The sequence below is a fragment of the Actinoplanes sp. 13 genome (genome assembly GCF_056134165.1).
In genome coordinates this window covers 502,540-529,352 of the sequence record NZ_JBVYOQ010000003.1, presented here as the reverse complement: position 1 = coordinate 529,352, position 26,813 = coordinate 502,540, and the positions used below count along the sequence as shown (strand labels likewise).

Here is a 26,813-nt window from a genome sequence, read left to right as displayed (position 1 = left end):
GGAGCCGGCCCTCAACCATCAGCTTCAGTCCAGCGCGCCCTTGATCTTGTTGACGATGTTCGCCGCGCCCTGGGCGGTGGAACCCGCCGCGGTGCCCGGCTTGCCCTTGCCCATCGACCCGTCGTAGGTGACGTAGAGCTTCGGGTCCGGCGCCGGGCCCAGCGGCTTGTCGTCGGTGAGCGGCTGCGCGTCCGGAACGTAGACGATCTCGTCCTTGCCGTTCAGCGTCGGCCCCTGCGCCCACCGGCCCTCGCCCGCCCGGCTGGCCGGGTCGAAGCTGTAGAACGTGTGGTTCGCCTCGGGGTGCTCGAACTCCGCGTTCGAGTCCTCGATGCCGTTCTCGGTGAAGCCGTCCTGGATCAGCTGCTCGATGCCCAGCAGCCACTGCTGCTGGTGGTACGTGTCGCGGGCCAGGTTGAACTGGAGCATCTCCTTGACCCCGCGGTCGTCGGTCATGTTGTAGACCCGGCTGGTCATCAGCCGGCTCTGCGCCTCGGCGGCCACGTTGGACCGGAAGTCCGAGAGCAGGTTGCCGCTGGCGACGATGTAACCGGCGTTCCACGGGACACCGGCGGCGTCCCGGGGCAGCGCGCCACCACCGGTGACGATGGCGTGCTGGAAGTTCATCCCGCCCATCACGGCTCCCAGCAGCGGGTTGGCGGCGGCGGCCTTCTCGGTCGCCTCGTTCGGCGCGCCCTCGAGCAGGCGGGCCAACATGGTCGTGAGCATCTCGACGTGACCGATCTCCTCGGTCGCGATGTCCATGATCATGTCCTTGTACTTGCCGGGCACCCGGCACGACCAGCCCTGCCACAGGTACTGCATCATCACGGTCATCTCACCGAACTGACCGCCGACCAGCTCCTGCATCTTGGCGGCCAGCACCGGGTCCGGCTTCTCCGGCTTGGCCTGGAACTGCAGGTAGTCAACATGCTTGAACACGTCTAGCTCCTCTCGATGGGGTTCGGCACGAGCATCTGGCTACCCGGTGCATCGGCCCGGTGAGGTCAGTCGGGGCCTGGTGAGGCCACCGCCCCCGGGCACTCCCGCCGCATGGTGGTTCTCGATCTCGCACAGCCGCTGCGCCGCCGGGTGGCCCGGGTGGCCCCGTGGTTCGGCCCCGCCTTCGTGGCCGCGATCGCCTATGCCGACCCCGGCAACTTCGCCACGAACTTCACCGGCGGCGCGACGTTGGGCTATCAACTGGTGTGGGTGATCGTGGCGGCCAACATCATGGCCGTGTTGATCCAGTCGCTCTCCGCGAAGCTGGGCCTGGTGACCGGCCGTGATTTGGCGCAGTGGTGCCGGGAGCGGCTGCCGCGCCCGGTCAGCGCCGGGCTGTGGGTGCAGGCCGAACTGGTCGCCATGGCCACCGACCTTGCCGAGATCATCGGCGGGGCGCTCGCGCTCTACCTGCTCTTCGGCATCCCGCTCCCGATCGGCGGCCTGATCACCTGTGTCGTCGCGTTCGCCCTGCTCGGCCTGCACCGGCGAGGATTCCGGCGGTTCGAGCTGGCGATCACCGGACTGCTCGGCGTGATCGCGCTCGGCTTCCTCTACAACGGACTCCGCGCCGGTGTCGATCCGGCCGGGGTAGCCGCCGGGATGGTTCCCTCGTTCTCCGGATCAGAGAGCATGCTGCTGGCCACCGGCATCCTCGGCGCCACCGTGATGCCGCACGTGATCTACCTGCACTCGGCACTGACCACCTCCCGGGCGACTCCCGACCCCAGCATGCGGACCACCGCGCTGCGCTATCAGCGGGCCGACACGATCATCGCCTTGGGCGCCGCCGGCCTGGTGAACCTGTCCATGCTGGTGATCGCGGCGGCGTTGTTCCACAACTCCGGGATCGCCGGCACGGACACCCTGGAGGGCATCCACCACGGGCTTGGCGTCGTCCTCGATCAGCCCGCGGCGTTCGCGTTCGCCATCGCGCTGCTGGCGTCCGGTTTCGCCTCGTCCAGCGTCGGCACCTACGCCGGGCAGGTGGTCATGCAGGGCTTCATCAATCGCAGCATCCCGCTGACGCTGCGCCGGTTGATCACCATGGCCCCGGCGATGATCGTGCTGATGCTCGGTGTCGACCCCACCGTCGCCTTGATCTGGTCACAGGTGGTGCTCTCGTTCGGCGTGCCGTTCGCCCTGATCCCGCTGATCTGGCTGACCCGGCGGCGCGATGTGCTGGGCGAGCATGTCAACCACCCGGTCACGACCGCGTGCGCCGTCGCGGCGGCCGCCTTGATCATCACCCTCAATGTTTTCCTGCTCGTCCAAACGCTTGGTTGAACCATTCCCATAAGGGAATCCGCCGCGACATGATTGCTCAGATCAGTCCGGCGCTGCCGGCCAGGGCCGCCGCCTCGGTCCGGCTGGAGACCCGCAACTTGCGCAGGAGCGCGGCGGTCAACCGCTTGACCGTACGGTCGGACACGTGCAGCTCGGTGGCGATCTCCCCGGTGGAGGCGCCGTTCGCGATCAGGCGCAACAACCGCCGGTCCGCGTCGCCGAGCGTCGCGGCGACCGGGTTGGTCTCCGGCGCCGCGGTCATCGACGGCAGCAGCGCGGCCGGCAGCACCGCCCACCCCTCCAAGGCCGCCAGCAGCGGCTGCAACAGCGTGGCCGGGTCGCTGCTTTTCGGCAGGAAACCGACCGCGCCGGCCCGCAGCGCCGCCAGCGCCACCGACGGCTCCTCGTCGCCGGACATGGCCAGCACCCGGGCCCGGGGCGCGGCCCGCCGGATCGCCGCGATCGACTGGATGCCGCCCGGCCGCGGCATGTGGATGTCCACCAGCACCACGTCCGGCACGGCGTGCCGGACCAGGCTCGTGGCATATGCCGCGTCAGTCGTGGTCGCCACCACCACTGCCCGGCCGCCGCTCACCTCCGGCAGCAGAAGCTCGAGACCGCGCGTGAAAAGTTCGTGGTCATCGACCACCGCCACCCGAATCGCCTTGCCCATGCCCAGCGGATGCCCCTCGCGAGCCCACTCATGCGTTTGATTCGCTCACGCCGGGCCCCGGACCCGGCGGTCGTTCTGCTGCGCAGCGTCTGCCACGAGTTGCGTCCGCCGATGGCCACGCTGTCTGCGCTGGTCCGGGCCCTGGAACGGGAGCAGCCGGAAGACCGCCGCGGGCAGCTGGCCCGGCTGGCGGCGGAGCACGCCGCCCATGCCGAGGCGGTGCTCGGGCAGGCGGCGGCCGCGGCGAGCGGACTGTCCACCGTGGCCGCACCGGCCGTTCCGCTCGGCCGGATCCTGCCCGCCGTCGCCGCTACCGCCCCGTCTGGGCGACTCGTGGTGGACGCGGGGGCGACGGCCGGGCGGTGGCCGGTGCATCCGCAGCACACCCGGCAGATCCTGATCAACCTGGTGGGTAACGCGGTGCGGTACTCCGACGGGCCGGTTCGGCTCGTCGCCCGTCGGCGAGGGTGCCGGTTGCGGCTGGAGGTGGCCGACTGCGGAGGCCCTACGCCGGCGCTTCTGGCGGCGCTGCGGCGGCGGACGCCACCGCCCACTGATCGAGGGCTGGGGATCTGGGTGGTCCGGCGACTGATCGAGGCGCGTGGCGGGTCGATCCGGGCCCGGGGCGGGCCCTCCGGGCTCAGTGTGGAAGTGATGGTGCCTCGCTATCGCGCCTGAGGCTTGCCTTTTCCGGCGGGTGGCCCGGGCAGGACACTGCCTGGCCCCGCCGGGTCCCGAGAAGGGGAACACGCTTCACATGCCTTGCCTGATGCTTCGCTCGGTGATCGTGGCCTGTTGGCTGCTCGCTCTGATCCTCCACGGCGACGCCTCGGCCGCCACCGCCGCACTGGGGGCGGCGCTGGTCGCTGTCTGGATCCTGCCCCTGATCCGTGACGGCCGCCGGCTGACCCCCTAGTTCTCCACCGCCAGGCGCAGGCCCAGGGCGATGAGGATGCCGCCGGTCGCGGTGTCGATGTAGCGGCGCAAGCTGTGGCGGTGCCGCAGCCATGTCCCGATCCGGCCGGCGAAGACGCCCACACCGCCGTCGATCAGGAACTCCAGGAAGATCAGGATGGCGCCGAGCACGGTGAACTGAACCCAGACCGAACCCAGCGCCGGGTCGACGAACTGGGGCAGGAACGCCACCGAGAAGGCGATCATCTTGGGGTTGGACAGGTTCGTCAGGAAGCCGGTCACATAGACCCGGCGACCGGAGATCGTCGCGCCGTCGGCGGTGGCCAGGGTCAGATCGCCGCGGTGGCGGATCATCTGGATGCCCAGCCAGGCGAGATAGACGGCGCCGGCGACCCGAAGCGCGGTGAAAGCTTCGGGCACCGCGGTGAACAGGGCGCTGAGGCCGGCGGCGGCCACCAGGACATGGATCGCCTCGCTCGTGGCGATCCCGGCCGTGGCCAGCAGGCCGGCTCGAGGGCCGCCACGCATCCCGGCACTCAGCACGAACAGCATGTCCGGGCCGGGAGCCAGGGTGGCGACGATCGTGGTGACGGTGAAGGCGGCCAGCAGGTGCGGATCCAAGGGCACCGGATCAGGCTGGCACGGGCGAGCATGCGGATCAATGCGTGCTCGAACAGCTCAGCGTAAGTTCTCCTTGTGCTCGATCCCCGTCGTCTGATCCTGCTGCGCGATGTCGCGGTGACCGGGACCATCGCCGGTGCGGCCGCCCGAGCCGGGTGCACCGCGGCGGCGGCCTCGCAGCAGTTGGCCGCCCTCGAACGTGACGTGGGCACCGCGCTGCTCGAACGATCGGCGCGCAGCGTGCGGCTGACCGAGGCGGGCCGGGTTCTCGCAGACCATGCCGAGCCGGTGCTGGCGTCGTTGGCCGAGGCCCGGCGGGCGGTTCGGGATGTCGCGGGGATGCGCGCGGGGACTGTCCGGGTGGCGGCGTTCGCCACCGCGAGCACGAGCTTCGTCATCCCGGCGCTGGCGGCGTTCCGGCGGCGGTACCCGGGGGTGGAGCTGCACTTCGCTGAGCTGGAGTCGGCGGAGGCGCTGCCGCGGATACGGGCGGGGGAGATCGATGTGGCGGTCACCCATGAGTACGCGCCGCTGTCCCGGCCCGACCTGCGAGGGCTGACCCAGCGGGGGCTCTATCGGGAACCGATGCTGCTCGCTGTGCCCGAGGGGATGGTTTCCTCGGGTGAGCCTGTGTCGCTGGCCGACTTCGCCGACGACGAGTGGGTGGGGGCGTTGACCAGCACCGGATTCCAGGCGGCCACCGAGATGGCCTGCCGGGCGGCGGGGTTCGAGCCCCGGATCAAGGTTCGGGTGCACAGCTATCCGATGGTGCTGGCGATGGTGGCGGCGGGGTTCGGGGTGTCGCTGGTGCCGGCGCTGGCGGCTGTCGATCAGCCGGGGGTGGGATATCTGGCGGTGGGTCGGCCGGGTGGGCTGGCACGGCAGATTTATGCGACTACCCGTGCGGGGGGACAGTCGGGGGCCGTGCAGCAAGTCGTGCGGTGTATCGGGGAGGCGCTGGCGCGGCGGACGGGGTGATTGGTGCTGTTCGAGGCGGCTGAATGGATGCGGCCGGTTCGCGGGGCTGGTGGGAGGCGATGGTCAGGGGGTGGGGTGCCAGTTGGGGGCGCCGGGGGCCGTCCAGTGGTGGATCATGGCGAGGATGCGCAGGGTGAAGACGCCGATGGCGGCGGCGGTGGCGATGATCGGCATCGGCCAGTCGGCGCGTTCGGCGATGACGACGATGATGGCGCCGGCCGCAGCGGGGATGGCGTAGAGGTCGCTGTCGGCGCGGACCAGGGTCGGGGTCTCGCGGGCGGTGATGTCGCGCAGCAGGCCACCGCCGACGGCGGTGAGGACGCCCATCAGGGCGGCCTGGACGGCGCCCAGACCGTACGCCAAGGCCTTGAGGGTTCCGGTGACGCAGAAGAGGGCCAGGCCGGCGGCGTCGAAGACCAGGACGGTGAAGGCCAGCCGGTGCACGAGCTGGTGGGCGAAGAAGGTCACCGTGGCGGCGGCCAGCGGGATCAGCAGGTAGATGACGTTGGTGAAGGCGGCCGGCGGGGTGTCGCCGATGATCAGGTCGCGGATGACGCCGCCGCCGAGGGCGGTGAGCATCGCCAGCATGATGATGCCGACCAGGTCGAAGCCCTTGTGGATCGCCATCAGAGCGCCGGAGGTGGCGAACACGTAGAGGCCGACCAGTTCGAGCACGTGCACCGCGACGTCGGGGGACATGCCCACAGTTGTCGCACACGGGCCGCCGCCGGGAGGCGGCGACCCGTGTGGAAGTGATCAGGCCCGCGTGCAGGTGGTGCCGTTGAGGGTGAAGGCGGACGGTGCGGCGAAGGTTCCGGTGTAGGTGCCCTGGAAGCCGAAGCTGGCGTTGGCGCCGGCGGCGACGGTGCCGTTGTAGCCGGCGTTGCGGGCGGTGAGCGCGCCGGAGGAGCCGCTCAGGGTGGCACCCCAGGAGTTGGTGACGGACTGGCCGGAGGGCAGGGTGAAGCCGAGCGACCAGCCGTTGACCGCGCTGGTGCCGGTGTTGGCGACGGTCACGTTCGCGGTGAAGCCGTTGCTCCACACGTTGGTCGCGTAGGTCACCCGGCAGGACGTGCCGCCGGGCTGCGGGGTGGACGGCGAGGTGGGCGGGGTGCCGGTGCCGCCGCCGTTGACGGAGGCGCTGAAGGAGTTCACTGCGAGGCCGGCGCCGCCGATCCACGGCTCGAAGCCGGCCTGGATGCTGGTCAGGTACCAGGAGTCGGTGACCGAGCTGCGGTTCTTCACGTCGTTGATGAAGTCCAGGACGCTGAAGGTCCAGCTGTTGATCGGGGACGGGGCGACGTACGAGACCACCGCGTTGGAGCCGTTGCTGCCGCGCCACACCTCCCAGGTGCGGCCGCCGACCGTGGCAGTGCCGACGACGGAGCCGATCGGCTGGATCGAGCCCTGCCGGTTGAACCAGATCATGATCTCCTGCGCGTTCACGCCGTCGGTCCGCGGTGACGGGTCGAGCCAGATGTCGAAGGAGGCGTTGTACGTGGCGCCGGACACGTACGTGTAGCTGACGCTGCTGGTGGCGCTGGTGATCGAGCCGACGCGGATCGGCAGGTTGGTGCCGGGCGAGCAGCGCGTGTAGTGGCAGCCGAAGTAGACGGCCGGGTACGACACCGGTGCGCCGCTGGTGTTGCCGACGCTCTGCTGGCTGGTGATCCGGAAGCCGGTGTCGGTGACGTTGATGCACTGTTCGGCGGTGCCGCCCCACCGGTTGTTCATGACGACGTAACGGCCGCCGATCGTGGTCGCGCCGTACTGTTCGCAGATCAGTGTGTCGGCTTGGGCCGGGCCGGTCATGACCAGCGCGGCGACGCCCGCGGTGGCGAACAGCGCGGCGGCGGTCAGGGCACGGAGAATGCGTCTCATCGTGTGCTCCTCGGGGGCCGGGAAACCCAGGGGGGATGTTGGGAGCGCTCCCAGTCGACGGTACAACATATCGACGGACATGAGAACAACGTCACGCGGCCTACCGTGGAGGACGTGACTCGCATCCTGGTGACCGGGTCCGCCGACGGCCTCGGCCGTCTCACCGCGCAGACCCTGCTGTCCGAGGGGCACGACGTCGTGGTGCACGCCCGCAGTCGGCACCGGGCCGCGGCCCTGGCCGAGCTGGCCGGGCGCGGCGCGGAGGTCGTCGTGGGCGACCTGGAGGACCGGGAGGCGGTCCGGGACATCGCCGCCTCGGTGAAGCCGCTCGACGTCGTGATCCACAACGCCGGGGTCTACACCGGCCGGGCGGTCATGCCGGTGAACATCATTGCTCCGTACCTGCTAACGGTGCTGCTGCCCGGGCCGCGCCGGCTCGTCTACCTGAGCAGCGGGTCGCACTTCAGCGGGCGGCCGGCCCTCGACGGGGTCGACTGGCGCGGGGAGCGGGCCGGGTCGTACGCCGACAGCAAGTTGTTCGTCACCGCCCTGGCGTTCGCGGTGGCCCGGCTCCGGTCCGGCGTCAGCAGCAACGCCGTCGACCCGGGCTGGGTGCCGACGAAGATGGGCGGACCGGGCGCCCCGGACGATCTGGAGCTCGGCCACCGGACGCAGGAGTGGCTCGCCACCAGCGATGATCCGGAAGCGCTGACCAGCGGGGAGTACTGGTTCCACCGGGAACGGCAGCAGCCGCACCGCGCGGTGCACGACGTGGCGTTCCAGGACCGGCTGCTGCGGGCGCTGGCCGAGGAGACCGGGGTGGAGCTGCGGCCCGGCCCGTGACCGGCCGGACATGCCTCGAGAGGCTTCAGTCGCGCGTTCGGTGGTATTACCAGGGGAGCGGTTCCTAGAGTTCACCAGGGACCGCAGGTCACGACCCTTTCACTGGAGGACGTCATTCTCACCGTCAACGCCGTCGCCGCCCCGTCGGCCACCGAACCGCTCGCCCGCACCACGATCGAGCGGCGTGACGTCGGCCCGCGCGATGTTCTGATCGAGATCCGGTACGCGGGCATCTGCCACTCGGACATCCACACCGTGCGCGGCGAGTGGGGCGAGGTGGCGTACCCGCTGACCGTCGGACACGAGATTGCCGGGCAGGTCACCGAGGTGGGCGCCGAGGTCACCAAGCACGCCGTGGGCGACCGGGTCGGCGTCGGCTGCATGGTCAACTCGTGCCGTGAGTGCGACAACTGCCGGAGCGGGCAGGAGCAGTACTGCCTGAACGGCAACGTCGGCACCTACGCCGGCGTCGACCGGGACGGCACGGTCACCCAGGGCGGCTACTCGACGCACATCGTGGTGGACCAGGACTTCGTGCTGCGGGTGCCGGAGAGCATCCCGTACGAGGCCGCGGCGCCGCTGCTGTGCGCCGGCATCACCACGTACTCGCCGCTGTCGCACTGGAAGGCGGGCCCCGGCAAGAAGGTCGCCGTGGTCGGCATGGGCGGCCTCGGGCACATGGCCGTCAAGATCGCTGTGGCGATGGGCGCCGAGGTGACCGTGTTGTCGCAGACCCTCGGCAAGAAGGACGACGGGCTGGCCTTCGGCGCGGAGCAGTACCACGCCACCCGGGACGCGGCCACGTTCGAGGCGCTGCGCAACAGCTTCGACCTGATCGTCAACACCGTGAGCGCGCCGATCGACATGGCCGCCTACCTGGGGCTGCTGCGACTCGACGGCACGCTGGTGAGCGTGGGCGCCCCGCCGGAGCCGCTGCCGGTGCCGGTGTTCTCGCTGTTCGCGAACCGGCGCTCGTTCGCCGGCTCCAGCATCGGCGGCATCGCCGAGACCCAGGAGATGCTGGACTTCTGCGCCGAGCGGGGGATCGCCCCGGAGGTCGAGCTGATCAGCGCCGACCAGATCAACGAGGCGTACGAGCGGGTGCTGCGCTCGGACGTCCGCTACCGCTTCGTCATCGACGTCGACACCCTGCGCTGACGCCGAGCACCAGTGTGTGAAGTTCGGCCCGTATGGCGACCTCAACTTCACACACTGGTGGCGTGACGCAGTGTGTGAAGTTCGGCCCGTATGGCGACCCGAACTTCACACGCTGGGTGTCAGCTGGTCTCGCCGGGGGCGTCGACGATGCCGGCGCTGTCGCGGACGACCAGGCGGAAGACGTCGCCGGCCCTGATCCGCCGGGTGCCGTCGTCCCCCTTGCTCACGTGGTTCTTCACGGCCACCAGGCGGTCACCGATCAGGGCGTAGGTCGCCGGGTCGAAGAGCAGGTCCTTCTTCAGGTAGCCCTCGACGGTCCAGGTCAGCGCGATGGCCGGGCGGCCGTCGAGGTTCACCGACTGATGGTCCGCCCGCACGCCGGGCTGCCGGGCCAGCCACCGGAACATCGCGGCCTCCACATCCGGCGGAAGCACCTGCTGCATGAGCAGGGCGTCCACGTCGGCGCCGACGGCCTTGGGCGCCGCGATCCACGCGGCGACCTTCTCCGGGGTGGTCAGCGCGGCCAGATCGGGGTACGGGATGGTGAACCAGTAGGCCTCCGGGGTGCGCTCGGTCACCACGAGTTTGCCGCCGCCCTTGCGCGACGCCATCACATCGCCGTCGACGCGCGTCCAGGCTTCCTCGCGGACGGTCTCGGTCCTCCCGTCCACCAGCGGGCCGTTCGGTTCCGCCTCGAGCAGCTTCCGGTTGTTCAGGGTGGCGGTGGTCCGCACATACATGAACTGGTCCGGCCGGGGCGCCACCCAGGGTTTGCGGGCGGCCGCCCAGGCGGCGTTCTCCAGAACCTCGGCGGCCCCGGCCGGCCTGGCGAACGGCAGCGCGGCCACCACCGGATTCTCGACGCTCCGCCGGCTCACCGTGCCGGCGTTCTCCAGCGCGACCACCCCGACCGCGGCCGCTGCCGCGGTGGCCACCACCGCAGTGATCCGGACCGCCCATCGGGGCCGGCGCCGCCGCGCGGGAGCGGGGCCTTCCATCCGGTGCAGCAGGGCCGCGCGGGCCCGGTCGCGAGTCGCCGCGGCCGGGATCTCGTCCGGCCCGAACGCCTGCGCCAGCACGTCGATCTCGTTCATCACAGGTCTCCCTCTCCCAAAGCCGTACGCATCTCCTGGCGTGCGCGGTGCAGCCGCGACCGGACGGTGCCGGCCGGCATGTCGAGCGCCGCGGCCACCTCGGGCTGGCTGAGGCCGGCCCAGGCGACGAGCAGCAGCGCGTCGCGTTCGCCGCCGGACAACCGGGCCAGCGCCGCCGCGAGCCGTCCCCGCGCGGCCGCGGCGTCGAGCCGGCCGGCGACGGCGTCGTCGTGGGCGCCGACCGGCTGGTCCGGGCCGAGCCTGGCCAGCGCCCGGTACCGCCGTGACTCGGCACGGCCGTGCCGGGCGATCAGGTTCGAGGCGATCCCGTACAGCCACGGGGCCGCGTCCGGGCGGCCGGTGTCGTACCCGGCGATCCGGCTGAACGCGATCAGGAACGTCTCCGAGGCCACGTCCTCGGCCAGGTCCCGGCCGAGCCGCCGTGCCGCGTACGCGTAGATCCGGCCGTAGTGCCGGTCGAACACCCCCGCGAAGTGCTCCGGCGATCTCCGGGCGCCGGCGATCAGTTCGGCGTCGGTCACTACCCCAACGTCCGTGTCCATCGGCTGTCACCATCCTCTCGCCCCCACTTCGCCGCAGCGGAGGAAAGTGTTCGCGAGCTCCGCCTGACCGGTTTGCGGGGCTTGCCGCCGGGTAGCCACGGATCTGGCGTTCAGGAGGGCGACAGATGCGAGCAATGGTGTATCGCGGTCCGTACCGGGTGCGGGTCGAGGAGAAGGACCGTCCGGTGATCGAGCATCCCAACGACGCGATCGTACGGGTCACCCGTGCCGCCATCTGCGGCTCGGACCTGCACCTGTACCACGGGATGATGCCGGACACGCGGGTCGGCACGACCTTCGGTCACGAGTTCGTCGGCGTGGTCGACGAGGTGGGCTCGTCGGTGGAACGGCTCAAGCCCGGCGACCGGGTGATGGTGCCGTTCAACATCTTCTGCGGCAGCTGCTTCTTCTGCGCCCGAGGTCTGTACTCGAACTGTCACAACGTCAATCCGAACGCCACCGCGGTCGGTGGCATCTACGGCTACTCGCACACCACCGGCGGCTACGACGGCGGGCAGGCCGAGTTCGTCCGGGTGCCGTTCGCCGACGTCGGGCCGACGGTGCTCCCGGAGTGGCTGGACGAGGACGACGCGGTGCTGCTCACCGATGCCCTCGCCACCGGCTATTTCGGCGCGCAGCTGGGCGACATCGTCGAAGGTGACGTGGTGGTGGTCTTCGGCGCCGGACCGGTCGGGCTGTACGCCGCGAAGTCGGCCTGGCTGATGGGTGCCGGCCGGGTGATCGTCATCGACCACCTGGACTACCGGCTCGAGAAGGCCCGGACGTTCGCGCACGCCGAGACCTACAACTTCACCGAGTACGACGACATCGTCGTCCACATGAAGAAGATCACCGAGCATCTCGGCGCGGACGTGGCGATCGACGCGGTCGGCGCGGAGGCCGACGGAAACCTGCTCCAGCACGTGACGGCGGCGAAACTGAAGCTGCAGGGCGGCTCCCCGATCGCGCTGAACTGGGCCATCGACTCCGTCCGCAAGGGCGGCACCGTCTCGGTGATGGGGGCGTACGGCCCGATGTTCAGCGCCGTCAAGTTCGGCGACGCGGTGAACAAGGGACTGACCCTGCGGATGAACCAGTGCCCGGTGAAGCGGCAGTGGCCGCGGCTGTTCGAGCATGTCCGCAACGGTTACCTCAAGCCCAGCGAGATCGTGACGCACCGGATCCCGCTCGAGCACATCGCCGAGGGCTATCACATCTTCTCGGCGAAACTCGACGGCTGCATCAAGCCGATCATCGTCCCGAGCGCGGCGTAGGAGAGCATCATGGCGTACACCCCGGACAAGCCCAAGCTGGCCGAGTCCAGCGACGAGCTGCGCGCCCGCATCCCCGGCTGGGGGGCCGACCTGGACCCGAAGGACCGGCCGTCGGTGCCGCAGGAGATCTTCGACCCCGGCCTCAGCGGCGCGCACTGGGAGTTCCCGGAACGGCAACCGGAGCGGTGGCCGCGGGAGCGCTCGATCGAGCACGCGTTCCTCACCCCGGTCTTCGGCACGTCCTGCCCGCCGCGCGGGCTCTCCGGCATGATCCGCCGGTACTCGTACGCGAAGTACAGCGAGGGGCGGGCCGCGCACTGGCTGCTGTTGCTCGCCGCGGACCGGGTGGACGTGGTGGAGGGCCGCCTGCTGGGCGTGCTGAAGGGCCGCCCGGACAACGTGGTCGCCGAGACCGGGATCGCCGGAGAGCTGGCCGGCGGCCGGGGCGGCAACCGGACCGACCGGCATCAGGTGCTCGACCCGCTGATCGTCGCCGCGCCCTACGTTGTGGGCGCCGCGCTGGGCTACGTGCTGCTGCGCCGGATTGCCAGCCGCTGAGTTGCTGGGCATGATCTGCGGTTGTGCCGTCTCGTCGCAGTGTGCTGGGTGCTGGTCTCGCCGCCGTCTCGGCGGCGGTCGCCGGGTGTGACCGCGCCCCGGCCGGCGAGTGGGTCGACGGTGCGGCCCAGGTCGCCGTCGAGCCTCTCGCCGCCGCGGCGCCGGTGCCGTACGCGGCGCCGCTCCGGACGGTGCTCACCAGGCATCTGAAGCCGACGAGGGCCAATCCGGGTCACCCCACCTACGCCGGTGCGGTCGCCGTGGTCATGCTGAACGGCAAGGTCACGGCGACCGTCGCGGTGGGGCACGCCCTGCGTTACCGGGCCGGCCCGGTCCAGCTGCCCGCGGCGGAGCGGGTGGCGATGCGCGCCGACTCCGTCTTCGACCTGGCGTCGCTGACCAAGGTCTACACCTCGATCCTGCTGTTGCAGCAGGTGGACCGGGGCCGGATCGACCTCGACGCGCCGGTCGCGCGGTACCTGCCCGGCTTCCGTGGCGCCGGCAAGCCGGCGGTCACCGTCCGGATGCTGCTCACCCACACCAGCGGCCTGCCGGTCGGCGCCTCCGTCAAGGGCCTGCCGTCGCGCGCCGCCCAGCGCGCCGCGGTGCTGGCCACACCCTTGGTCCGGGGCGCCACGCCGGGCCGGGCGTACCGGTATTCCAGCGTCGGCCTGATGGTCGCCGCCCAGCTCGTCGAGAAGGTCAGCGGCACCGGTCTCGCCGCCGCGCTGGCCGCCGGGATCACCGGCCCGCTCGGCCTGCGCGACACCGGTTTCACCCCGCTGAAGCGGATGAGCGCGGCCGACCGGGCCCGGCGCCTGGTCGCCACCGACGCCCGCACCTCCCGTGGCCTGCTGCGCGGTGTCGTGCACGACGACGTCGCGCACCAAATGGGCGGGGTGATCGGCAGCGCCGGTGTCTTCGGCACTGCCCGGGAGGTCGCGGTGATCGGGCAGCTCCTGCTCGCGGGCGGCACCTACGGCGGCAAGCGGGTGCTGTCGGCGGGGATCGTCGAGGAGATGCTCACCAACCACAACCGGGGGCTGCCGGCGATCGACCCGGACCGGCCCCGCCGCCCGTCCGACCACGGTCTCGGCGTCACCCTGCGCCAGCCGTGGTTCATGGGCCGGCTGTCGTCCGCGGCCGCCTTCGGGCACACCGGTTTCACCGGCACGTCACTGCTGGTCGCCCCGGAACGGAAGCTGGTGCTGGCCCTGCTGACCAACCGCGCCCACCCGAACTGGAGCTGGGCGAACCCGGACCCGATGCGCGCGGATGTCGCCAACGTGATCGCGTCGTACCTCTGAGTAGTTGGCATTCATCCTTTCGGATTGCCGAGGTTTGACGCAGCGTACGTCTGTCGATACAACTCCACACAAGACAGTGGAGGAGCGAGCATGAAGGCTGCGGCCGTGGAATACATCGCCGCGAGAAGTGTGGACGAGGTGCTCGCCGCCCTGTCCGACGACGAGACGTCGGTGCTGGCCGGCGGCCAGAGTCTGGTGCCCGAGGTGACCAGACCGGGAGCGTCGCCCTGCCGGCTGGTCGACATCAACCGGGTCGATGGGCTGGACATGCTGGCCGAGGCGGACGGGTGGCTGCGGGTGGGACCGCTGGTGCGGCACCGGGTGTTCGAGTCCGGGACGGTCGGCGGCGCGCTCGGCGACCTGCTCCGCGCGGTGGTGCGGCACATCGGGCACCCGCCGATCCGGGCCCGGGGGACGATGCTCGGCAGCCTGGCGTACGCGCATCCCGGGGCGGAGTGGCCGGCCGTGGCGGTTACCCTCGGCGCCGAGATGGTGCTGGAGAGCGCGCGGGGACGGCGGACGGTGCCGGCGGAGGGCTTCTTCACCGGCCCTTTCACCACCACCCGCCGGCCGGACGAGATGCTGGTCGAGGCGCGGCTGCCCACGCTGCCCGCCGGCACCGGCATCGGGTACGCCGAGGACCGGCGCTCCTCGATCTATCCGCAGGCGGCCGCGATGGCGGCGGTCACGGTGACCGACGGCGTGATCAGCTCGGCGGCGATCACGCTGGTGAACTCCGGGCCGTGCCCGGTCCGGGCCCGGGCGACCGAGAAGGCCCTGATCGGCACGCCGTTCTCGGACACGACCATCGCCGCCGCGGCGGAGGTCGCGGCCGACCAGGACACCCACCGTCTCGCGGAGGACGCGTCCCTGCCGCGGCAGCGTCGTGCCTTCCGGGTCCTGGCCCGCCGTGCCCTCAGCAACGCCCGGGAGAGGGCCGGCAGTTGCGGGTGACGCTGACTGTCGACGGGACACGCCACGACCTCGACGTGCCGCCGCACCGGACCCTGGCCGAGGTGCTGCGCGACGACTGCGGGGTCGCCGGCTGCCGGATCGCCTGCACCGACGGCACCTGCGGCGCTTGCGGGGTGCTGGTCGACGGCGACGAGGTCCGGTCCTGCCTGATGCTGGCCGTGCAGGGTGACGGCGCCCGGGTGAGCGCCGGTCAGCGGGTGGCGGAGATGTAGACGCGGTCGCGGCCGGCGCGCTTCGCGGCGTACAGCGCGGCGTCGGCCCTGGCCAGCAACTCGTCGGCGGTCTCGCAGCCGTCCCACTGCGCGGCGCCCGCCGAGAAGGTCTGACCCAGCGGGGTGACCACCTGCAGGCACTCCAGGATCCGGTCCGCGCGTCGGCGAGCCGGGATTGGTCGAAGATCGCGGCGAACTCCTCGCCGCCGTACCGTGCCCAGCAGGTCCTCCGGGCGCAGCTCGTCCCGCCCGGCCGGATCAGGTGAACCGGCGAGCCGATCACTCGCGGACGTCGGCCGGCCCGGCCGTGGTCGGCAGGCCGGCCGCCAGCCACGCCTCCACCCCGCCCACCAGGTCGGTGGCCCGGTGCAGGCCGATCGCGCGCAGGCCGGCCGCCGCCAGACTGGAGCTGTACCCCTGCCGGCACGCCACCACGATCCGCAGGTCGTGGCCGGTCGCCTCGGGGATGCGGCTGGCCGACCGGGGGTCGAGCCGCCACTCCAGCACCGTGCGGTCGACCACGATCGCCCCAGGCAACTCACCCTGCCGCGCCCGCTGCCGGTCGGTGCGGGTGTCGATCAGGAGAGCGCCGGCGGTCACCGCCGCCCAGGTCTCGTGCGGATCGAGCCGGCGCACCCCGGCCCGCGCCCGCGCCAGCAGCTCGTCCACTCCGCCGAAGGTCGTCACCCCGACGATCATGCCCGGGACCGGCGGTGCCTATGCCCTGGGGCATAGCCCGGCTCCGTCCGCGGACCGATGGCCTGACCTCGGGAAATCCCTATCGTGATCCTCGATGCGAAACACGGACGAGGAGACGAGATGACGGACGAGCTCAGGGTCGGCGATCGGCTCACCGAGATCCTCACCCGGGTGCGCGGCGTCGCCGACCGCCCGATCAGCACCGGCCACCTGCTCTTCTCGGTGGCCCACGACGCGGACGTCGCGCCGCTGCTGGACGCCTTCGACATCACGCCGCGAGTGGTGCGCGCGGTGCTGCCGGAGACCACCGAGCCGGCCGGCGGTGAGTCCGCACGCGACACCGACGGCCGGGCGATCCCGGTCACCGCCCCCGCGGCCGCCGCGCTGCGCACCGTCCCGGACGGTTCGCCGGCGGCGCTGCTGGCCGCGATGCTCGACGACCAGGCCACGCAGGCCTCGCACATGATCCGCGACTGCGGGGAGGACCCGGCCGAGGTGCGCCGCGCGCTGCAGGACCGCCGTCCGCCGCAGCGCCCGGACCGGCTGGCCCCCGAGCTGCGCCCGGCCCGCGACGCGCTGATCGGCCGGGTCCGCTATCGCGGGCGGGGCCTGCGCGACTGGCTGCTCTTCACGGTCCTGGCCCGGCACCTCAACCACGCGTCACGGCCGGTGCTCTGGGCCCGCCTGGAGGCCGACGAGCGCGCCCGCGAGCAGGGCCGGGCGACCCGCAGCGACGACGTGCTGCTGGCGTTGCTGGTCACCCACGAGGTCGCGGCGGCCTATCCGCACCTGACGCGGGGCACGCTCGGCGACTACAGCGCCGGCCGGTCGCTTCTCGCCCAGCAGATCGACCACCATCTGGTACGCGCGGCGCAGCTCGACGACCAGCCGGACGAGGTGCCGCCCGCCCTGATCCTGCGCCCCGGCCCGGACTGGACCGAGGACACCGGGGCACTGCTGGCCCGCCTGGTCGCGCACCGCGGCAACCGGGCCGCCCGCCTCGTCGACGCGCTGCGCCGGGTGTGAGCGAGCGCCGCCTGCCTGCGCGACGCGGGCGGGAGGCTCTGATCGCATGCCGCCCGCCCGGCCGCCGGGTCAGCTCTGCGAGGCCCAGAGGAGCGCGCGGCCCAGCTGGCTCTGCAGGCCCTTGGCGTGCAGTCGCCAGATCGGGTCGGTGCCGATCAGCACCACCGGGTTGCCGGCCGCCGCCGTGCCGCGCACGATCGACGCCTGCCCGGCCGCGTCGGCCTGGCCGCCGGCCCCTCCGGTGCCCGGCGCCCACCAGCCGGAGAGCAGCGGGTCGGCGGCGTACGACTGCTCGACGGTCACGCCCGTGCCGAGCCCGGTGTACCAGACCGGCTGGGCGATGAACGAGTGCGGCAGCGCGCCCGCGGTGACCGGGCCACCGTTGTTCACCACGTTGGCCACGCCGCTGGCCAGGCCCGGCCCGGTGTGCGCGGTCACGCTGAGCAGCCCCGCCGCGGTGGTGAACGCGGGACCAGCGGTGTCCAGGCCGACCACGCCACCGCCCCGGGCGAGGAACGCGTACAGCGCCGCCCGGTTCCCGGTGGACAGCGTGGCCGGGTCGAGGGTGCCGGCGACGAGCAGCACGTCGATGTCCGCGGTGAGCGTGGTGGCGAGCATCGCCGGGGTCACCGCACGGGCCGGGAAGCCGGTGTCGGCCAGTGTGTCGCGGGCCTCCACCGAGCCGACGTAACCCACCACGACCGGGTCGACCAGGGTGCCCTGCCGGCGCCGCGGCGCCCGGGTGAAGGTCACGCCGAAGGCCCGGGCCGCCGCCGCGACCAGCCGCTCGTGGGCCGCCGACCAGGGCACCACCAGGGAGCCGTCGGCGAGGCGGTACACCTTCGCGCCCCGCTCCAGGAGCAGGTTGGCCGCGCGCAGGTCGGTCGCGTCCTGAGGGTCGATCCGATAGTCGGTGCGCCCCGACGGGTACGAGCCCCGGTGCGCGCCGTCGTAGATCCGCTGCAACGGCACCCGGGGCAGCGCGGACCATCGGGTGTCCACTGTCGCACCCCAGGTCAGGCCCTGGCTCCAGGCGGCCGGGCCGGCATAGAGGTCGGAGACCCGGTCGGTGATGTCCGCGCCCGGCTCGAGCAGCGAGTTGACGATGCCGCGCTTGGGCTGGTGCAGGTCGACGACGTACGAACCGGCCGGATAGCCCTGGAACGCGCGCGTCGCCCGCCACACCCGGCCGCCGCTGCCGATCAGCAGGTCGACGAGGCGGGACGCCGCGGCCTCGGAGCGCTGCCGGGGGCCGACCGGGATCACGTACGCGCGGGGGAACACGGTGCGGTAGTCGTCCTCGGGACCCCAGCCCGGCACGTACCCGTCCGGGATGTCGCGCAGCGGCTCGCCGGCCCAGCCGCGGCGGTACACCTCGGCCTGGTCGAAGATCACCTGCGCGCGGTGGTCCTGGACGTACTGCAGCGACTTCTTGATCGCCACCTCGTGCACGTCGGTGTTGATGCCCGAGCGGCGCAGCTTCTCGGCCGGGGTGAGGTTGCCGCGCGGGTTGAGCGGCGCCTCGATGGTGTACGGGATGCTGCTCTGCAACAGCGAGAACGACGGCACGTAGATCGGCGGGAAGTCGTCCCACACGCCCGGCTCGTCGTCGCGGAACGGGATCCGGGCGCTCTGCGTCTCCGCGTACCCCAGGTCCTTGAGCCCCTGCTCGATGCCGAGCGCGTTGGGCAGCGCGTGCTTGATGAACAGGTCGTACTCGTTGTTGACGTTGTGTGGCGGGGTGCTCGGGTGCAGCAGGGTGGGGCTGACGTACCCGTGCAGGTCCAGCGTGATGATGGGTTTCACGTCGACCGCGAGCTCGCGGATCAGGTTCGTCTCGGGCTGCGACACGATGGTCAGGTCGCGGTTGAGGTCGTACCCGTTGCCGTTGGCCCGGGTCCCGGCCACCCGGCCGTCCGGGTTGGCGGTGACGTTGAAGACCAGCCGGTTGCGGCGCAGCAGCGTGGCCACCGCGGGGTCGGTGCTGGTGGCGTACTCCTCGATCACCCGCAGCGCGGCGTCGGTGCCCTCCCACTCGTTGCCGTGGATGTTGGCGTTGACGAACAGCGGCGTCTTGTAGTCGCGCAGCAGCTGCCGGTCGCGGCGCGCGCGGACCGGGTCGTCCTCGAGCCGGCGCTTCCAGCGTTCCTGGCGCTGCGCCTCGGCGCGGGACTCCGGCGCGGTCACGGTGACCACGTAGAGGTCGCGGCCGCCGGCCGAGCGGCCCGCGACCCGGGCGGAGACCCGGTCGCTGGCCGCCTGGAGCGCGTTCAGCTTCGGCGCGATGTCGTCGTAGGGGATGACGCCGATCGGGATCGACGCGTCGGCCGGGTCGTCCGGCCTAACCGGCAGCACGTTCTGCCGGGGATAACCGGTGATCTCGCCGATGGCCGGCGCCCGGGGCGGGACGGCCGGCAGGGCGTCGGCGGCGGCGGGCGGGGACCATCCGGTGACGAGGAGGACGGCAGCCGCGGTGGAGGCGGCGAGTCTTCGCAACATGCCGGTGATCGTTGGCGCGTCCAACCAGGACTGTCAATGTCGTAGCACACGTAGCCTATAGGCGGACTAGGCATTACGATCCGGCCTCCGGGTGGCCCGGGGGAGGTCGGCCGCCCGGTGGCTGTCGGACACCGGTAATACGACTGACTGCCGCCGCCGAACGGGATAGCTTGGACTCGATTGCTCAGCGGCAGGAGACGATCATGAGCGATCCCGAGGGGGCCATCCAATTCGCCGCCCTGGGTTCTCTCGCCGTCCGGCACGGCGACGCCGAGTTGAACCCGGGTCCGGCGCAGCAGCGCGTCGTGCTGGCGGTGCTGCTGCTGCATCCCAACCAGCGGATCAGCCGGGAACGCCTGATCGACGCGGTGTGGGCCGACGCCGTACCGGTGTATGCCGTCAATCTTCTCCAGAAACGCATCTCCGGCCTGCGCCGGATGCTCCAGGCCGGCCCACCGGGTGCCGAGCACGCACTGGCCTGGAGTGACGCCGGGTACCGGCTGGCCGTGCCGCCCGGCTGCCTGGACCTCGAGGAACTCGCCGCCCTGGTGGCCGCGGCCCGGTCGGCGCGCGCCGCCGGCGACCTGGCCGGCGCCGCCCGCGCCCTGCACGCCGCGCTGGCGCTCTGGCGCGGCCCCGCCTTCGAGGGCCTGAGCAGTCCGATGCTGGACGCCGAGCGCGAGCGGCTGTCCGAGCTGCGCCTGACGCTGATCGAGGAGCGCATCGAGGTCGACCTGATCACCGGCGGCGCGCCCGATCCGATCATGGAACTGCGCCGGCTGGCCGGCGAGCACCCGCTGCGCGAGCGGCTGCACGGGCTGCTCATGCACGCCCTCTACCGCTGCGGGCGGCAGGCCGAGGCGCTGGAGGCGTTCCGGGAGGCGCGCCGGCACCTCGCCGACGAACTGGGCGTCGACCCCGGGCCGGACCTGCGCCGGTTGCACCAGCAGATCCTCAGCGGTGACCCCGCACTGGGCACGGCCGCCGCCCGGACCGGTGCGCCGGCCCGGCCGGACCTGCCGACGGTGCCGGCCGAGCTGCCCCGCCGGTTCCCCGACTTCGTGGGCCGGGAGGCGGACCTCGACCGCCTCGACGCGCTGCTCGCGCGGAGCCCGGCCACGGACGACGGCACCGCGGTGGTGGCGATCACCGGCACCGCCGGGGTGGGCAAGACCGCGCTGGCCGTGCACTGGGGACACCGGGTGCGTCACCTCTTCCCGGACGGCCAGCTCTACGTGAACCTGCACGGCTTCGCGCGCGCGTCGGCGGCCACCGCGCCGGCCGAGGCGGTGCAGGGCTTCCTGGACCGCCTCGGGGTGCCGGCCCACCGGCAGCCCAGCGCCCCGGAGAGCCGGTTCGCCCTCTACCGCAGCCTGCTGGCCGACCGCCGGGCGCTGATCCTGCTGGACAACGCGCGCGACGGCGACCAGGTGCGGCAGCTGATCCCCGGCGGCCCGGGCTGCCTGGTGATCGTGACCAGCCGCAACGAGCTGCCCGGCCTGGTGATGGCCGGCGCGGCGCCGGTCGCCCTCGACCTGCTCTCCCCGGGCGAGGCCCGGCACCTGCTGGACCGGCGGCTCGGCGCGGACCGCACCCGGGCGGAACCCGCCTCGGTCGACGACATCATCGGCTCCTGCGCGCGGCTGCCGCTGGCGCTGACGATCGCGGCGGCGCACGCCGCCACCCGCCGCACCTTCCCGCTGGAGCTGGTCGCCGCCGAGCTGCGGGAGATCCGGGGACGCCTGGACGCGTTCGACGCGGGCGACCCGATGACCGACATCCGGGCCGTCTTCTCCTGGTCCTACCAGGCGCTCACCCCACCGGCGGCGCGGCTGTTCCGGCTGCTCGGGCTGAACCCCGGCCCGGACATCTCGGCGGCCGCCGCGGCGAGCCTCACGGGCGTGCCACCGGCCGAGTCGCGCCGGCCGCTGAACGAGCTGGCCCGGGCGCACCTGGTCACCGAGCGGCTGCCGGGCCGGTTCGCCTTCCACGACCTGCTCCGGGCGTACGCCGCCGAGCTGACCGAGGAGCACGACGCGCCCGCCGAGCGGGACACCGCGGTGCGCCGTCTGCTCGATCACTACCTGCACACCGGCGCGCAGGCGCAGCGCCTGCTGAACCCGCACGTCGACGTGGCGCTGGAGCTGCCCCCGCTGGCGGCGGGCGTGCATCCGGAGCGGATCATCGGGCACCAGGCCGCGCTGGACTGGTTCGTCACCGAACGCCCCGCCCTGACGGCCGCTGTGCTGGCCGCCGGGGAGGCCGGCATCGAGCCGCACCGCTGGCAGCTGGTCTGCGCGCTGAGCCCGTTCCTGGAATACCAGGGTCACTGGCACGAGTGGCGGGACGCGCTGGCCGCCTCCCGGCAGGACGGCGGCCCGCAGAATCAGGCGCTGCTGGAGCGGTTGCTGGGCCGCGCCTGCATCCGGCTGGGCTGCCACGACGAGTCGGAGCGGCACCTGCGGGCGGCCCTGCGGCTCTACACCGACCTGGACGACCTGGCGGGGCAGGCGCACACGCACCGCGAGATGTGCTGGCGGCTCGACCACCTGGACCGGCCGGAGGCGGCGCTGGATCACGCCGAGCGGGCCCTGACGCTGTTCCGGGCGGCCGGGCACCGCAGCGGCGAGGCCCGCGCGCTCAACGCGGTCGGCTGGTTCCACATCAAGCTGGGCGACCACGAGCAGGCGCTGACGCAGTGCCGGGCCGCCCTGGACCTCCAGTTGTCCACCGACGACAGGTTCGGGCAGGCGGAGACATGGGACAGCCTGGGGTACGCGTACCGGCACGCCGGCCAGGCCCGCCGGGCCACCGCCTGCTACGAGCGGGCCCTGGAGCTGTACCGCGAGTTCGGCGACCGGTACAACGAGGCCGACACCCTGGCCTCGCTGGGCGACGCGGCGATGGCGGCCGGGGACACCGCGGCCGCCGCCGCGGCCTGGCAGCACGCTCAGATGATCTTCCGGCGGCTGCGGCATCCGGACCTGGATCGGGTACGCGCCAAACTCGACGGCGTAAGCGACGTCTTGGTGGGCCCGCAACCGAGCGTGTGACGTTCGGGTCCGAATCGAACCCCAACTTCACACACTGTGGGGGTTGGCGTTCCAGGGCGCGGTCCAGTGATCGCTCCAGCGCTCCCGGCGAGGCTGCTGTCGGTTCCGTGAGGACACGGGACGCGAGACCGACAGCCGGGAGAGATCATGTCCGACACCGAACTGGCCCGGGTCGTCGAGCGGGCGGCCGCGGGCGACGAGCAGGCGTGGGAGCGGCTCGTCCGGGAGCACAGCGGGCGGCTGCGCGCGGTCGCCGCCGGTTTCCGGCTGAGCCGCAGCGACGCCGAGGACGCCATGCAGGCCACCTGGATCTCGCTGATGACGAACGTGGGCGCGCTGCGCTCGCGCGACCGGGTCGGCGCCTGGCTGGCCACCACCATGCGCCGCCACTGCCTGCGGATCGTGCGCCGGCAACGGTACGAGGCGCCGATCGACGACGTGCCGGCCGTGCTCGCCGACACCGCCACGGCCGTGGACCGCGCCGTTGTCAGCGCCGACCTGGCCGACGTGCTGTGGCGGACGGTCGGCCGGCTCCCGCCCCGTCAGGCACTGCTGCTGCGCGCGTTGTTCGCCGAGCGCGAGCGGCCGTACCAGGAGATCGCCGCGGCGCTGTCGATGCCGATCGGCGCGATCGGCCCGGTCCGGCAGCGCGCGTTGCGCCGGCTCGCCGACCTGCTCGGCGAGAGCGGCGTCGTCCCCACCGACCTGGGCCTGTGCGCCTGAGAAACACCGGAGGTGCCCGTCATGTCAACCACATCGACCTTGGACCCGTCCCGCGGCCCGGTGCACCGGATGCCGCTCGCCGAGTTCCGCGAGCTGGTCGACAAGCAGCCGCTGACGCCCGCCGAACGGCGGCTGATCATCGGGCAGGCCCGTGTCCTGGTCGACGACGTCTATGCCCACCTGCCGCAGAAACGGGCCATGTACGGCATCGACGCGAGCCAGCAGCTGCGGTTGATGGAACGCCGGGAGCCCGGCCTCACCGAGGCGGCGTTCCACAGCGACCTGCAGCGTGTCTTCGACGGGCTGCGCGACATGCACACCACGTACATCCCGCCGGAGCCGCACCGCGGACGGGTACTGCTCGGGTTCTCTCTGGAGCGTTACTTCGACACCGGCCCCGAGCGGCGGCCGCACTTCATCGTGTCGAAGTCCGGACCCGGCGGGTACGGCCGGACGATCCCGTTCGGGGCCGAGATCACCCACTGGAACGGCATGCCGATCGACGCGGCGGTGCGGCAGAACGCCGAGGCCGAGGCGGGCGGCAACCCGGCCGCCCGCTTCGCCCGCGGTCTGGAGAGCCTCACCGCCCGCAACGTGGCCCTGTCGCCGCTGCCGGCCGAGGACTGGGTGCACGTGGAATACCAGGACCCGGCCACCGGTTCGGCCGGCAGTTGCCGGGCCCACTGGTGGGTGGAGTCGGCGCCGGCCCTGCCGCCGGACGCCGGTGACGGCAGCGCGCCCACCCGGGCGCGGGGTCTCAGCCTGCGTACCGAACTGGCCCGTCAGCTGCGCACCGAGATGCTGCGGGACACCTCGGCGGACCCGGCCGCCGTCCTGGACACGTTCCTCGATCGCGAGATCAGGGCGCGGATCGTCAAGAACCCCGACGGCTCCCGCGTCGGCCATCTGCGGATCACCACGTTCCACACCGAACGGGCCGGCGTGCCGGAGTTCCTCGCCGAGATCGCCCGGCTGCTCGGCGACCTGCCCCCGGACGGGCTGATCCTGGACGTGCGCGGGAACGGCGGCGGCTACATCGAGGTCGCCGAGGGCCTGTTGCAGCTGCTGAGCGAGCGCCCGGTCACCCCGGAGCCGGCCCAGTTCATCAACTCGCCGGCCACGTACGAGCTGTGCGGCCGGTCCCGGGATCTGCTGCCGTGGCGGCCGTCTATCGCCGAGTCGGGCGAGACCGGGGCCCAGTTCAGCGCCGCGTTCCCGCTCTCCCGGCTGAGTCCGGCGCGACGGCCGTACCCCGGTCCGGTGGTGCTGGTGACCGACGCGCTGAGCTACAGCGCGACCGACATGCTGGCCGCGGGCTTCCAGGACAACGGCCTGGGAACGGTGCTGGGGGTGGACGCGACCACCGGCGCCGGCGGCGCCGACGTCTGGAGCCACGGCCTGCTGCGTCAGACCTGGCCAGGTGGCCCGTTCCGGCAGTTGCCCCGCGACGCCCGGCTGAGCGTGGCGGTGCGCCGGTCGCTGCGGATCGGGGTGCAGCACGGGCGGCTGGTGGAGGACTTCGGGGTGAAGCCGGACGTCCGGTACCGGATGACCAGGCGGGACCTGCTGGAACGCAACGTCGATCTCATCGCGTTCGGCACCCGGATCCTGCAGGAGCAGGCGGATCGCAGCTGAGCGGATCGGTCATCGCTCGGGGGAGTGCAGTGGCGGGCAGGGCCAGCGCTACTGCCGTGCCGTCGTCGACGAACATCAGCCCGCGCCGGCCGAACTCCGCGACCGCCTCGCCGATCAGTTCGTGGCGCGTCCGGCGGCCGAGGCGGCGCTCGATCCCGGCCACCGTGCCCGGGCGGTCGCTCACCGCCCGGTAGATGTCGGCCAGGATCCCTTCGAAGGTGTATGTGCCCTCGTGTCCCGCCCGGCGCCCGTCGTAGATCTGCACGAACCCCGGCGCCGACCAGTACCGCAGCACCGGCGGCTGGTCCGCCGTCCACGCCGCGCGCCACTGCGCTACTGCCCGGCCCAGCTCCGCGTACGACTCGTCGGGCAGGGCGCCGCTCAGGTCGTACTCGAAGAAGTAGGCCACCTCGGCCAGGTCGATCGAGGCCGGGTACACGTACCGGTAGCTGCTCTCGGGTTCCTGCCGGTGTACGCCGAAGGCGGCCCGGTCGGTGAAGAGAGGGCTGAACCGCTCCATCCAGATCCGCCCGGCGCTGTCCGGCGGCTGCAGGTGGACCAGGTGCGGCACCGCGGCCGCCTGCCCGGCGTAGTCCTCGTCGCGCTCGCCGGGGAAGCCCCAGAGGATGTTCCACGCCACGTCGACGCCGTAGTGGCGGGCCCAGCGCAGCAGGTTGACGTTCTGCGCGGCGCCCACACCCTTGCGCATCAGGCGCAGCACGTGCGAGCTGAGCGACTCGATGCCGGGCTGCACCGCCCGCACCCCCGCGTCGGCGAGCACCCGCACCTGGTCGCGGGTGAGGTTCGCCTTGACCTCGTAGAAGAGCTCCAAGCCGGTGGTCTCCGCGGCCAGCCGGGGCAGCAGCGTGGTGAGGTAACCGGCGTCGAGGATGTTGTCCACCGCCTCGAAACGGAACCCACGGTATTTCCGTGCCTGGTGCGACAGCTCGGCCAGCACCCGGTCCGGCGACTTCGCCCGGAACCGCATCGTGTCGCCGTTCAGTCCGCAGAACACGCAGTGGTGCTTCTGGCCCCACCAGCAGCCGCGGGCCGACTCGAACGGGATCTCCACGTCCCGTCGCGCGGCGGCGGTGAGCAGGCCCAGCCGTTCGGCCCGGTCGAAATACTCGGTGTAGTCAGGGAACGGCAGGTCGTCGAGGCGGTCGGCCGGCGCGGCCGGCGGCGTGCCGGTCAGGCCCGCGCCGAGCCGGTGCGCCACGCCGGGCAGCGAGCCGGGGTCGTCACCGGCGGCCAGGGCGTCCAGCAGCCGGGGGAGCACGGCATCGCCCTCACCGGCCACCACCACGTCCACCCAGTCGACGCGGCGCAGATATTCGGCACCCATCGTGCCGTCGAAGTTGGCGCCCCCGAACACGGTGACGATCGCCGGGTTCCGCTCCTTGAGCCGGCGCGCCAGGGCGAACGACGCCGCGTTCTGCTGGAAGGTGGAGGTGAACCCGGCGACCCGGACGGACTGCCAGTCGATCAGGTCGAGCAGGTGGTCCAGGAACGCCGGCACGGCGACCGCTCGCAGCTCGCGCAGGACTTCCGGTGAGGCGGGCAACTCGCCGGCGAAGTCGGTCAGGAACCGCCCGTCCGGGTCGGGCGCGGCGGCGCCGAACGCCGCGGCGGAGAAGAGCCAGTCGCCGGTCATCCGGCCCCGGTGCAGCGCCAGTGACTGATAGAGCCCGGCGCCGATGCGGGCGCCGAACTCCAGGTTGGCGTGCAGCGCCCGGACCGGGAAACCGTGCCGTTCCACGATCGCCGTCAGCAGCCCGAGCTGGATCGACGGGCGGAACAGGTCGGCGAAAGGCATCGCGACGAGCGCCACCGGTAG

General features: G+C 72.4%; 27 protein-coding genes. 15 read left to right on the top strand and 12 right to left on the bottom strand.

Annotated elements, in window-relative coordinates; all coding sequences use genetic code 11:
• Positions 1–24: 24 nt before the first annotated feature.
• Positions 25–942: a manganese catalase gene (locus tag AC0NH5_RS10185; RefSeq protein ID WP_474402298.1), complete on the bottom strand. Its 918-nt coding sequence runs from the start codon at positions 940–942 to the stop codon at positions 25–27.
• Between the two features lie 111 nt (positions 943–1,053).
• On the opposite strand from AC0NH5_RS10185, the gene AC0NH5_RS10180 reads away from it, so the two are divergent.
• Positions 1,054–2,289, top strand: coding sequence for an Nramp family divalent metal transporter (locus AC0NH5_RS10180; protein ID WP_474402297.1), 1,236 nt, complete (start codon positions 1,054–1,056; stop codon positions 2,287–2,289).
• Positions 2,290–2,326: 37 nt separating this feature from the next.
• Here the strand turns inward: AC0NH5_RS10180 and AC0NH5_RS10175 are convergent, their stop codons facing one another.
• A complete protein-coding gene (locus AC0NH5_RS10175) occupies positions 2,327–2,962 on the bottom strand; it encodes a response regulator (protein ID WP_474402295.1) in 636 nt (211 codons plus the stop codon).
• Positions 2,963–2,992: 30 nt separating this feature from the next.
• Here AC0NH5_RS10175 and AC0NH5_RS10170 point away from each other — a divergent pair, with 30 nt between their 5' ends.
• Positions 2,993–3,640, top strand: a complete 648-nt coding sequence (locus tag AC0NH5_RS10170; protein WP_474402294.1) for a sensor histidine kinase — start codon at positions 2,993–2,995, stop codon at positions 3,638–3,640.
• A gap of 103 nt (positions 3,641–3,743) precedes the next feature.
• Positions 3,744–3,878 (top strand): hypothetical protein, encoded by a 135-nt coding sequence (locus AC0NH5_RS10165; RefSeq protein ID WP_474402293.1) that lies wholly within the window; start codon positions 3,744–3,746, stop codon positions 3,876–3,878.
• Here the strand turns inward: AC0NH5_RS10165 and AC0NH5_RS10160 are convergent.
• Positions 3,875–4,504 carry a LysE family translocator gene (locus AC0NH5_RS10160; RefSeq protein WP_474402292.1) on the bottom strand — a complete coding sequence of 210 codons (630 nt, stop codon included), beginning with the start codon at positions 4,502–4,504 and terminating at the stop codon, positions 3,875–3,877. The genes AC0NH5_RS10165 and AC0NH5_RS10160 overlap by 4 nt on opposite strands.
• 69 nt (positions 4,505–4,573) lie before the next feature.
• Here AC0NH5_RS10160 and AC0NH5_RS10155 point away from each other — a divergent pair, with 69 nt between their 5' ends.
• Positions 4,574–5,476, top strand: a complete 903-nt coding sequence (locus AC0NH5_RS10155) for a LysR substrate-binding domain-containing protein (protein ID WP_474402290.1) — start codon at positions 4,574–4,576, stop codon at positions 5,474–5,476.
• 63 nt (positions 5,477–5,539) lie between these two features.
• Here the strand turns inward: AC0NH5_RS10155 and AC0NH5_RS10150 are convergent, their stop codons facing one another.
• Positions 5,540–6,175, bottom strand: coding sequence for a trimeric intracellular cation channel family protein (locus AC0NH5_RS10150; protein WP_474402289.1), 636 nt, complete (start codon positions 6,173–6,175; stop codon positions 5,540–5,542).
• 57 nt (positions 6,176–6,232) lie between these two features.
• A complete protein-coding gene (locus tag AC0NH5_RS10145) occupies positions 6,233–7,357 on the bottom strand; it encodes a glycoside hydrolase family 12 protein (protein ID WP_474402288.1) in 1,125 nt (374 codons plus the stop codon).
• A 114-nt stretch (positions 7,358–7,471) separates the two neighbouring features.
• On the opposite strand from AC0NH5_RS10145, the gene AC0NH5_RS10140 reads away from it, so the two are divergent.
• Complete coding sequence (locus AC0NH5_RS10140) at positions 7,472–8,200, top strand: SDR family NAD(P)-dependent oxidoreductase (protein ID WP_474402287.1); 729 nt, start codon at positions 7,472–7,474, stop codon at positions 8,198–8,200.
• 99 nt (positions 8,201–8,299) lie between these two features.
• Here AC0NH5_RS10140 and AC0NH5_RS10135 read toward each other — a convergent pair whose 3' ends face one another.
• A complete protein-coding gene (locus AC0NH5_RS10135; RefSeq protein WP_474402286.1) occupies positions 8,300–8,440 on the bottom strand; it encodes a hypothetical protein in 141 nt (46 codons plus the stop codon).
• Between AC0NH5_RS10135 and AC0NH5_RS10130 the strand changes: the two genes are divergently transcribed.
• Positions 8,375–9,358: an NAD(P)-dependent alcohol dehydrogenase gene (locus tag AC0NH5_RS10130; RefSeq protein WP_474402388.1), complete on the top strand. Its 984-nt coding sequence runs from the start codon at positions 8,375–8,377 to the stop codon at positions 9,356–9,358. The genes AC0NH5_RS10135 and AC0NH5_RS10130 overlap by 66 nt on opposite strands.
• A gap of 119 nt (positions 9,359–9,477) precedes the next feature.
• On the opposite strand, the gene AC0NH5_RS10125 is transcribed toward AC0NH5_RS10130, so the two are convergent.
• Together AC0NH5_RS10125 and AC0NH5_RS10120 are read right to left on the bottom strand one after the other, a co-directional pair.
• Positions 9,478–10,452 carry a CU044_5270 family protein gene (locus AC0NH5_RS10125; protein ID WP_474402285.1) on the bottom strand — a complete coding sequence of 325 codons (975 nt, stop codon included), beginning with the start codon at positions 10,450–10,452 and terminating at the stop codon, positions 9,478–9,480.
• A complete protein-coding gene (locus AC0NH5_RS10120; protein ID WP_474402283.1) occupies positions 10,452–11,015 on the bottom strand; it encodes an RNA polymerase sigma factor in 564 nt (187 codons plus the stop codon). Before AC0NH5_RS10120 ends, AC0NH5_RS10125 begins: the two co-directional genes overlap by 1 nt.
• A 125-nt stretch (positions 11,016–11,140) precedes the next feature.
• Here AC0NH5_RS10120 and AC0NH5_RS10115 point away from each other — a divergent pair, with 125 nt between their 5' ends.
• From AC0NH5_RS10115 to AC0NH5_RS10095, 5 genes are all read left to right on the top strand, one after another.
• Entirely contained in the window at positions 11,141–12,289 is a 1,149-nt protein-coding gene (locus tag AC0NH5_RS10115) for a zinc-dependent alcohol dehydrogenase (protein WP_474402282.1), read from the top strand.
• Between the two features lie 9 nt (positions 12,290–12,298).
• Entirely contained in the window at positions 12,299–12,847 is a 549-nt protein-coding gene (locus tag AC0NH5_RS10110; RefSeq protein WP_474402281.1) for a hypothetical protein, read from the top strand.
• Between the two features lie 23 nt (positions 12,848–12,870).
• On the top strand, positions 12,871–14,154 hold the full coding sequence (locus AC0NH5_RS10105) for a serine hydrolase domain-containing protein (protein ID WP_474402280.1): 1,284 nt from the start codon (positions 12,871–12,873) through the stop codon (positions 14,152–14,154).
• 90 nt (positions 14,155–14,244) lie between these two features.
• Entirely contained in the window at positions 14,245–15,108 is an 864-nt protein-coding gene (locus AC0NH5_RS10100; protein ID WP_474402279.1) for an FAD binding domain-containing protein, read from the top strand.
• A complete protein-coding gene (locus tag AC0NH5_RS10095; RefSeq protein WP_474402278.1) occupies positions 15,105–15,341 on the top strand; it encodes a 2Fe-2S iron-sulfur cluster-binding protein in 237 nt (78 codons plus the stop codon). Before AC0NH5_RS10100 ends, AC0NH5_RS10095 begins: the two co-directional genes overlap by 4 nt.
• Here AC0NH5_RS10095 and AC0NH5_RS10090 read toward each other — a convergent pair.
• Both AC0NH5_RS10090 and AC0NH5_RS10085 read right to left on the bottom strand, forming a co-directional pair.
• Entirely contained in the window at positions 15,320–15,472 is a 153-nt protein-coding gene (locus AC0NH5_RS10090; protein WP_474402275.1) for a hypothetical protein, read from the bottom strand. The two genes, AC0NH5_RS10095 and AC0NH5_RS10090, sit on opposite strands and share 22 nt — an antisense overlap.
• 148 nt (positions 15,473–15,620) lie before the next feature.
• Complete coding sequence (locus AC0NH5_RS10085) at positions 15,621–16,028, bottom strand: rhodanese-like domain-containing protein (RefSeq protein WP_474402273.1); 408 nt, start codon at positions 16,026–16,028, stop codon at positions 15,621–15,623.
• 132 nt (positions 16,029–16,160) lie between these two features.
• Here AC0NH5_RS10085 and AC0NH5_RS10080 point away from each other — a divergent pair, with 132 nt between their 5' ends.
• Positions 16,161–17,066 (top strand): hypothetical protein, encoded by a 906-nt coding sequence (locus tag AC0NH5_RS10080; protein ID WP_474402271.1) that lies wholly within the window; start codon positions 16,161–16,163, stop codon positions 17,064–17,066.
• Positions 17,067–17,135: 69 nt separating this feature from the next.
• Here the strand turns inward: AC0NH5_RS10080 and AC0NH5_RS10075 are convergent, their stop codons facing one another.
• Positions 17,136–19,565, bottom strand: a complete 2,430-nt coding sequence (locus AC0NH5_RS10075; RefSeq protein ID WP_474402269.1) for a M14 family zinc carboxypeptidase — start codon at positions 19,563–19,565, stop codon at positions 17,136–17,138.
• A 203-nt stretch (positions 19,566–19,768) separates the two neighbouring features.
• On the opposite strand from AC0NH5_RS10075, the gene AC0NH5_RS10070 reads away from it, so the two are divergent.
• The 3 genes from AC0NH5_RS10070 to AC0NH5_RS10060 all read left to right on the top strand — a co-directional run bounded on the left by AC0NH5_RS10070 (position 19,769) and on the right by AC0NH5_RS10060 (position 24,976).
• Positions 19,769–22,618 carry an AfsR/SARP family transcriptional regulator gene (locus AC0NH5_RS10070; protein ID WP_474402268.1) on the top strand — a complete coding sequence of 950 codons (2,850 nt, stop codon included), beginning with the start codon at positions 19,769–19,771 and terminating at the stop codon, positions 22,616–22,618.
• A 147-nt stretch (positions 22,619–22,765) separates the two neighbouring features.
• Positions 22,766–23,341, top strand: a complete 576-nt coding sequence (locus AC0NH5_RS10065) for an RNA polymerase sigma factor (protein ID WP_474402266.1) — start codon at positions 22,766–22,768, stop codon at positions 23,339–23,341.
• Between the two features lie 21 nt (positions 23,342–23,362).
• Complete coding sequence (locus tag AC0NH5_RS10060; RefSeq protein ID WP_474402264.1) at positions 23,363–24,976, top strand: S41 family peptidase; 1,614 nt, start codon at positions 23,363–23,365, stop codon at positions 24,974–24,976.
• On the opposite strand, the gene AC0NH5_RS10055 is transcribed toward AC0NH5_RS10060, so the two are convergent.
• Positions 24,927–26,807, bottom strand: a complete 1,881-nt coding sequence (locus AC0NH5_RS10055; RefSeq protein WP_474402262.1) for a RiPP maturation radical SAM C-methyltransferase — start codon at positions 26,805–26,807, stop codon at positions 24,927–24,929. The genes AC0NH5_RS10060 and AC0NH5_RS10055 overlap by 50 nt on opposite strands.
• Between the last annotated feature and the right edge of the window lie 6 nt (positions 26,808–26,813).

Excerpts from the sequence above, each read along its gene's own strand:
- AC0NH5_RS10180 (WP_474402297.1), top strand. The coding sequence starts at position 1,054 with ATGGTGGTTCTCGATCTCGCACAGCCGCTGCGCCGCCGGGTGGCCCGG.
- AC0NH5_RS10175 (WP_474402295.1), bottom strand. The coding sequence starts at position 2,962 with ATGGGCAAGGCGATTCGGGTGGCGGTGGTCGATGACCACGAACTTTTC.
- AC0NH5_RS10170 (WP_474402294.1), top strand. The coding sequence starts at position 2,993 with ATGCGTTTGATTCGCTCACGCCGGGCCCCGGACCCGGCGGTCGTTCTG.
- AC0NH5_RS10150 (WP_474402289.1), bottom strand. The coding sequence starts at position 6,175 with ATGTCCCCCGACGTCGCGGTGCACGTGCTCGAACTGGTCGGCCTCTAC.
- AC0NH5_RS10145 (WP_474402288.1), bottom strand. The coding sequence starts at position 7,357 with ATGAGACGCATTCTCCGTGCCCTGACCGCCGCCGCGCTGTTCGCCACC.
- AC0NH5_RS10125 (WP_474402285.1), bottom strand. The coding sequence starts at position 10,452 with ATGAACGAGATCGACGTGCTGGCGCAGGCGTTCGGGCCGGACGAGATC.
- AC0NH5_RS10120 (WP_474402283.1), bottom strand. The coding sequence starts at position 11,015 with ATGGACACGGACGTTGGGGTAGTGACCGACGCCGAACTGATCGCCGGC.
- AC0NH5_RS10115 (WP_474402282.1), top strand. The coding sequence starts at position 11,141 with ATGCGAGCAATGGTGTATCGCGGTCCGTACCGGGTGCGGGTCGAGGAG.
- AC0NH5_RS10110 (WP_474402281.1), top strand. The coding sequence starts at position 12,299 with ATGGCGTACACCCCGGACAAGCCCAAGCTGGCCGAGTCCAGCGACGAG.
- AC0NH5_RS10100 (WP_474402279.1), top strand. The coding sequence starts at position 14,245 with ATGAAGGCTGCGGCCGTGGAATACATCGCCGCGAGAAGTGTGGACGAG.
- AC0NH5_RS10080 (WP_474402271.1), top strand. The coding sequence starts at position 16,161 with ATGACGGACGAGCTCAGGGTCGGCGATCGGCTCACCGAGATCCTCACC.
- AC0NH5_RS10075 (WP_474402269.1), bottom strand. The coding sequence starts at position 19,565 with ATGTTGCGAAGACTCGCCGCCTCCACCGCGGCTGCCGTCCTCCTCGTC.
- AC0NH5_RS10070 (WP_474402268.1), top strand. The coding sequence starts at position 19,769 with ATGAGCGATCCCGAGGGGGCCATCCAATTCGCCGCCCTGGGTTCTCTC.
- AC0NH5_RS10065 (WP_474402266.1), top strand. The coding sequence starts at position 22,766 with ATGTCCGACACCGAACTGGCCCGGGTCGTCGAGCGGGCGGCCGCGGGC.
- AC0NH5_RS10060 (WP_474402264.1), top strand. The coding sequence starts at position 23,363 with ATGTCAACCACATCGACCTTGGACCCGTCCCGCGGCCCGGTGCACCGG.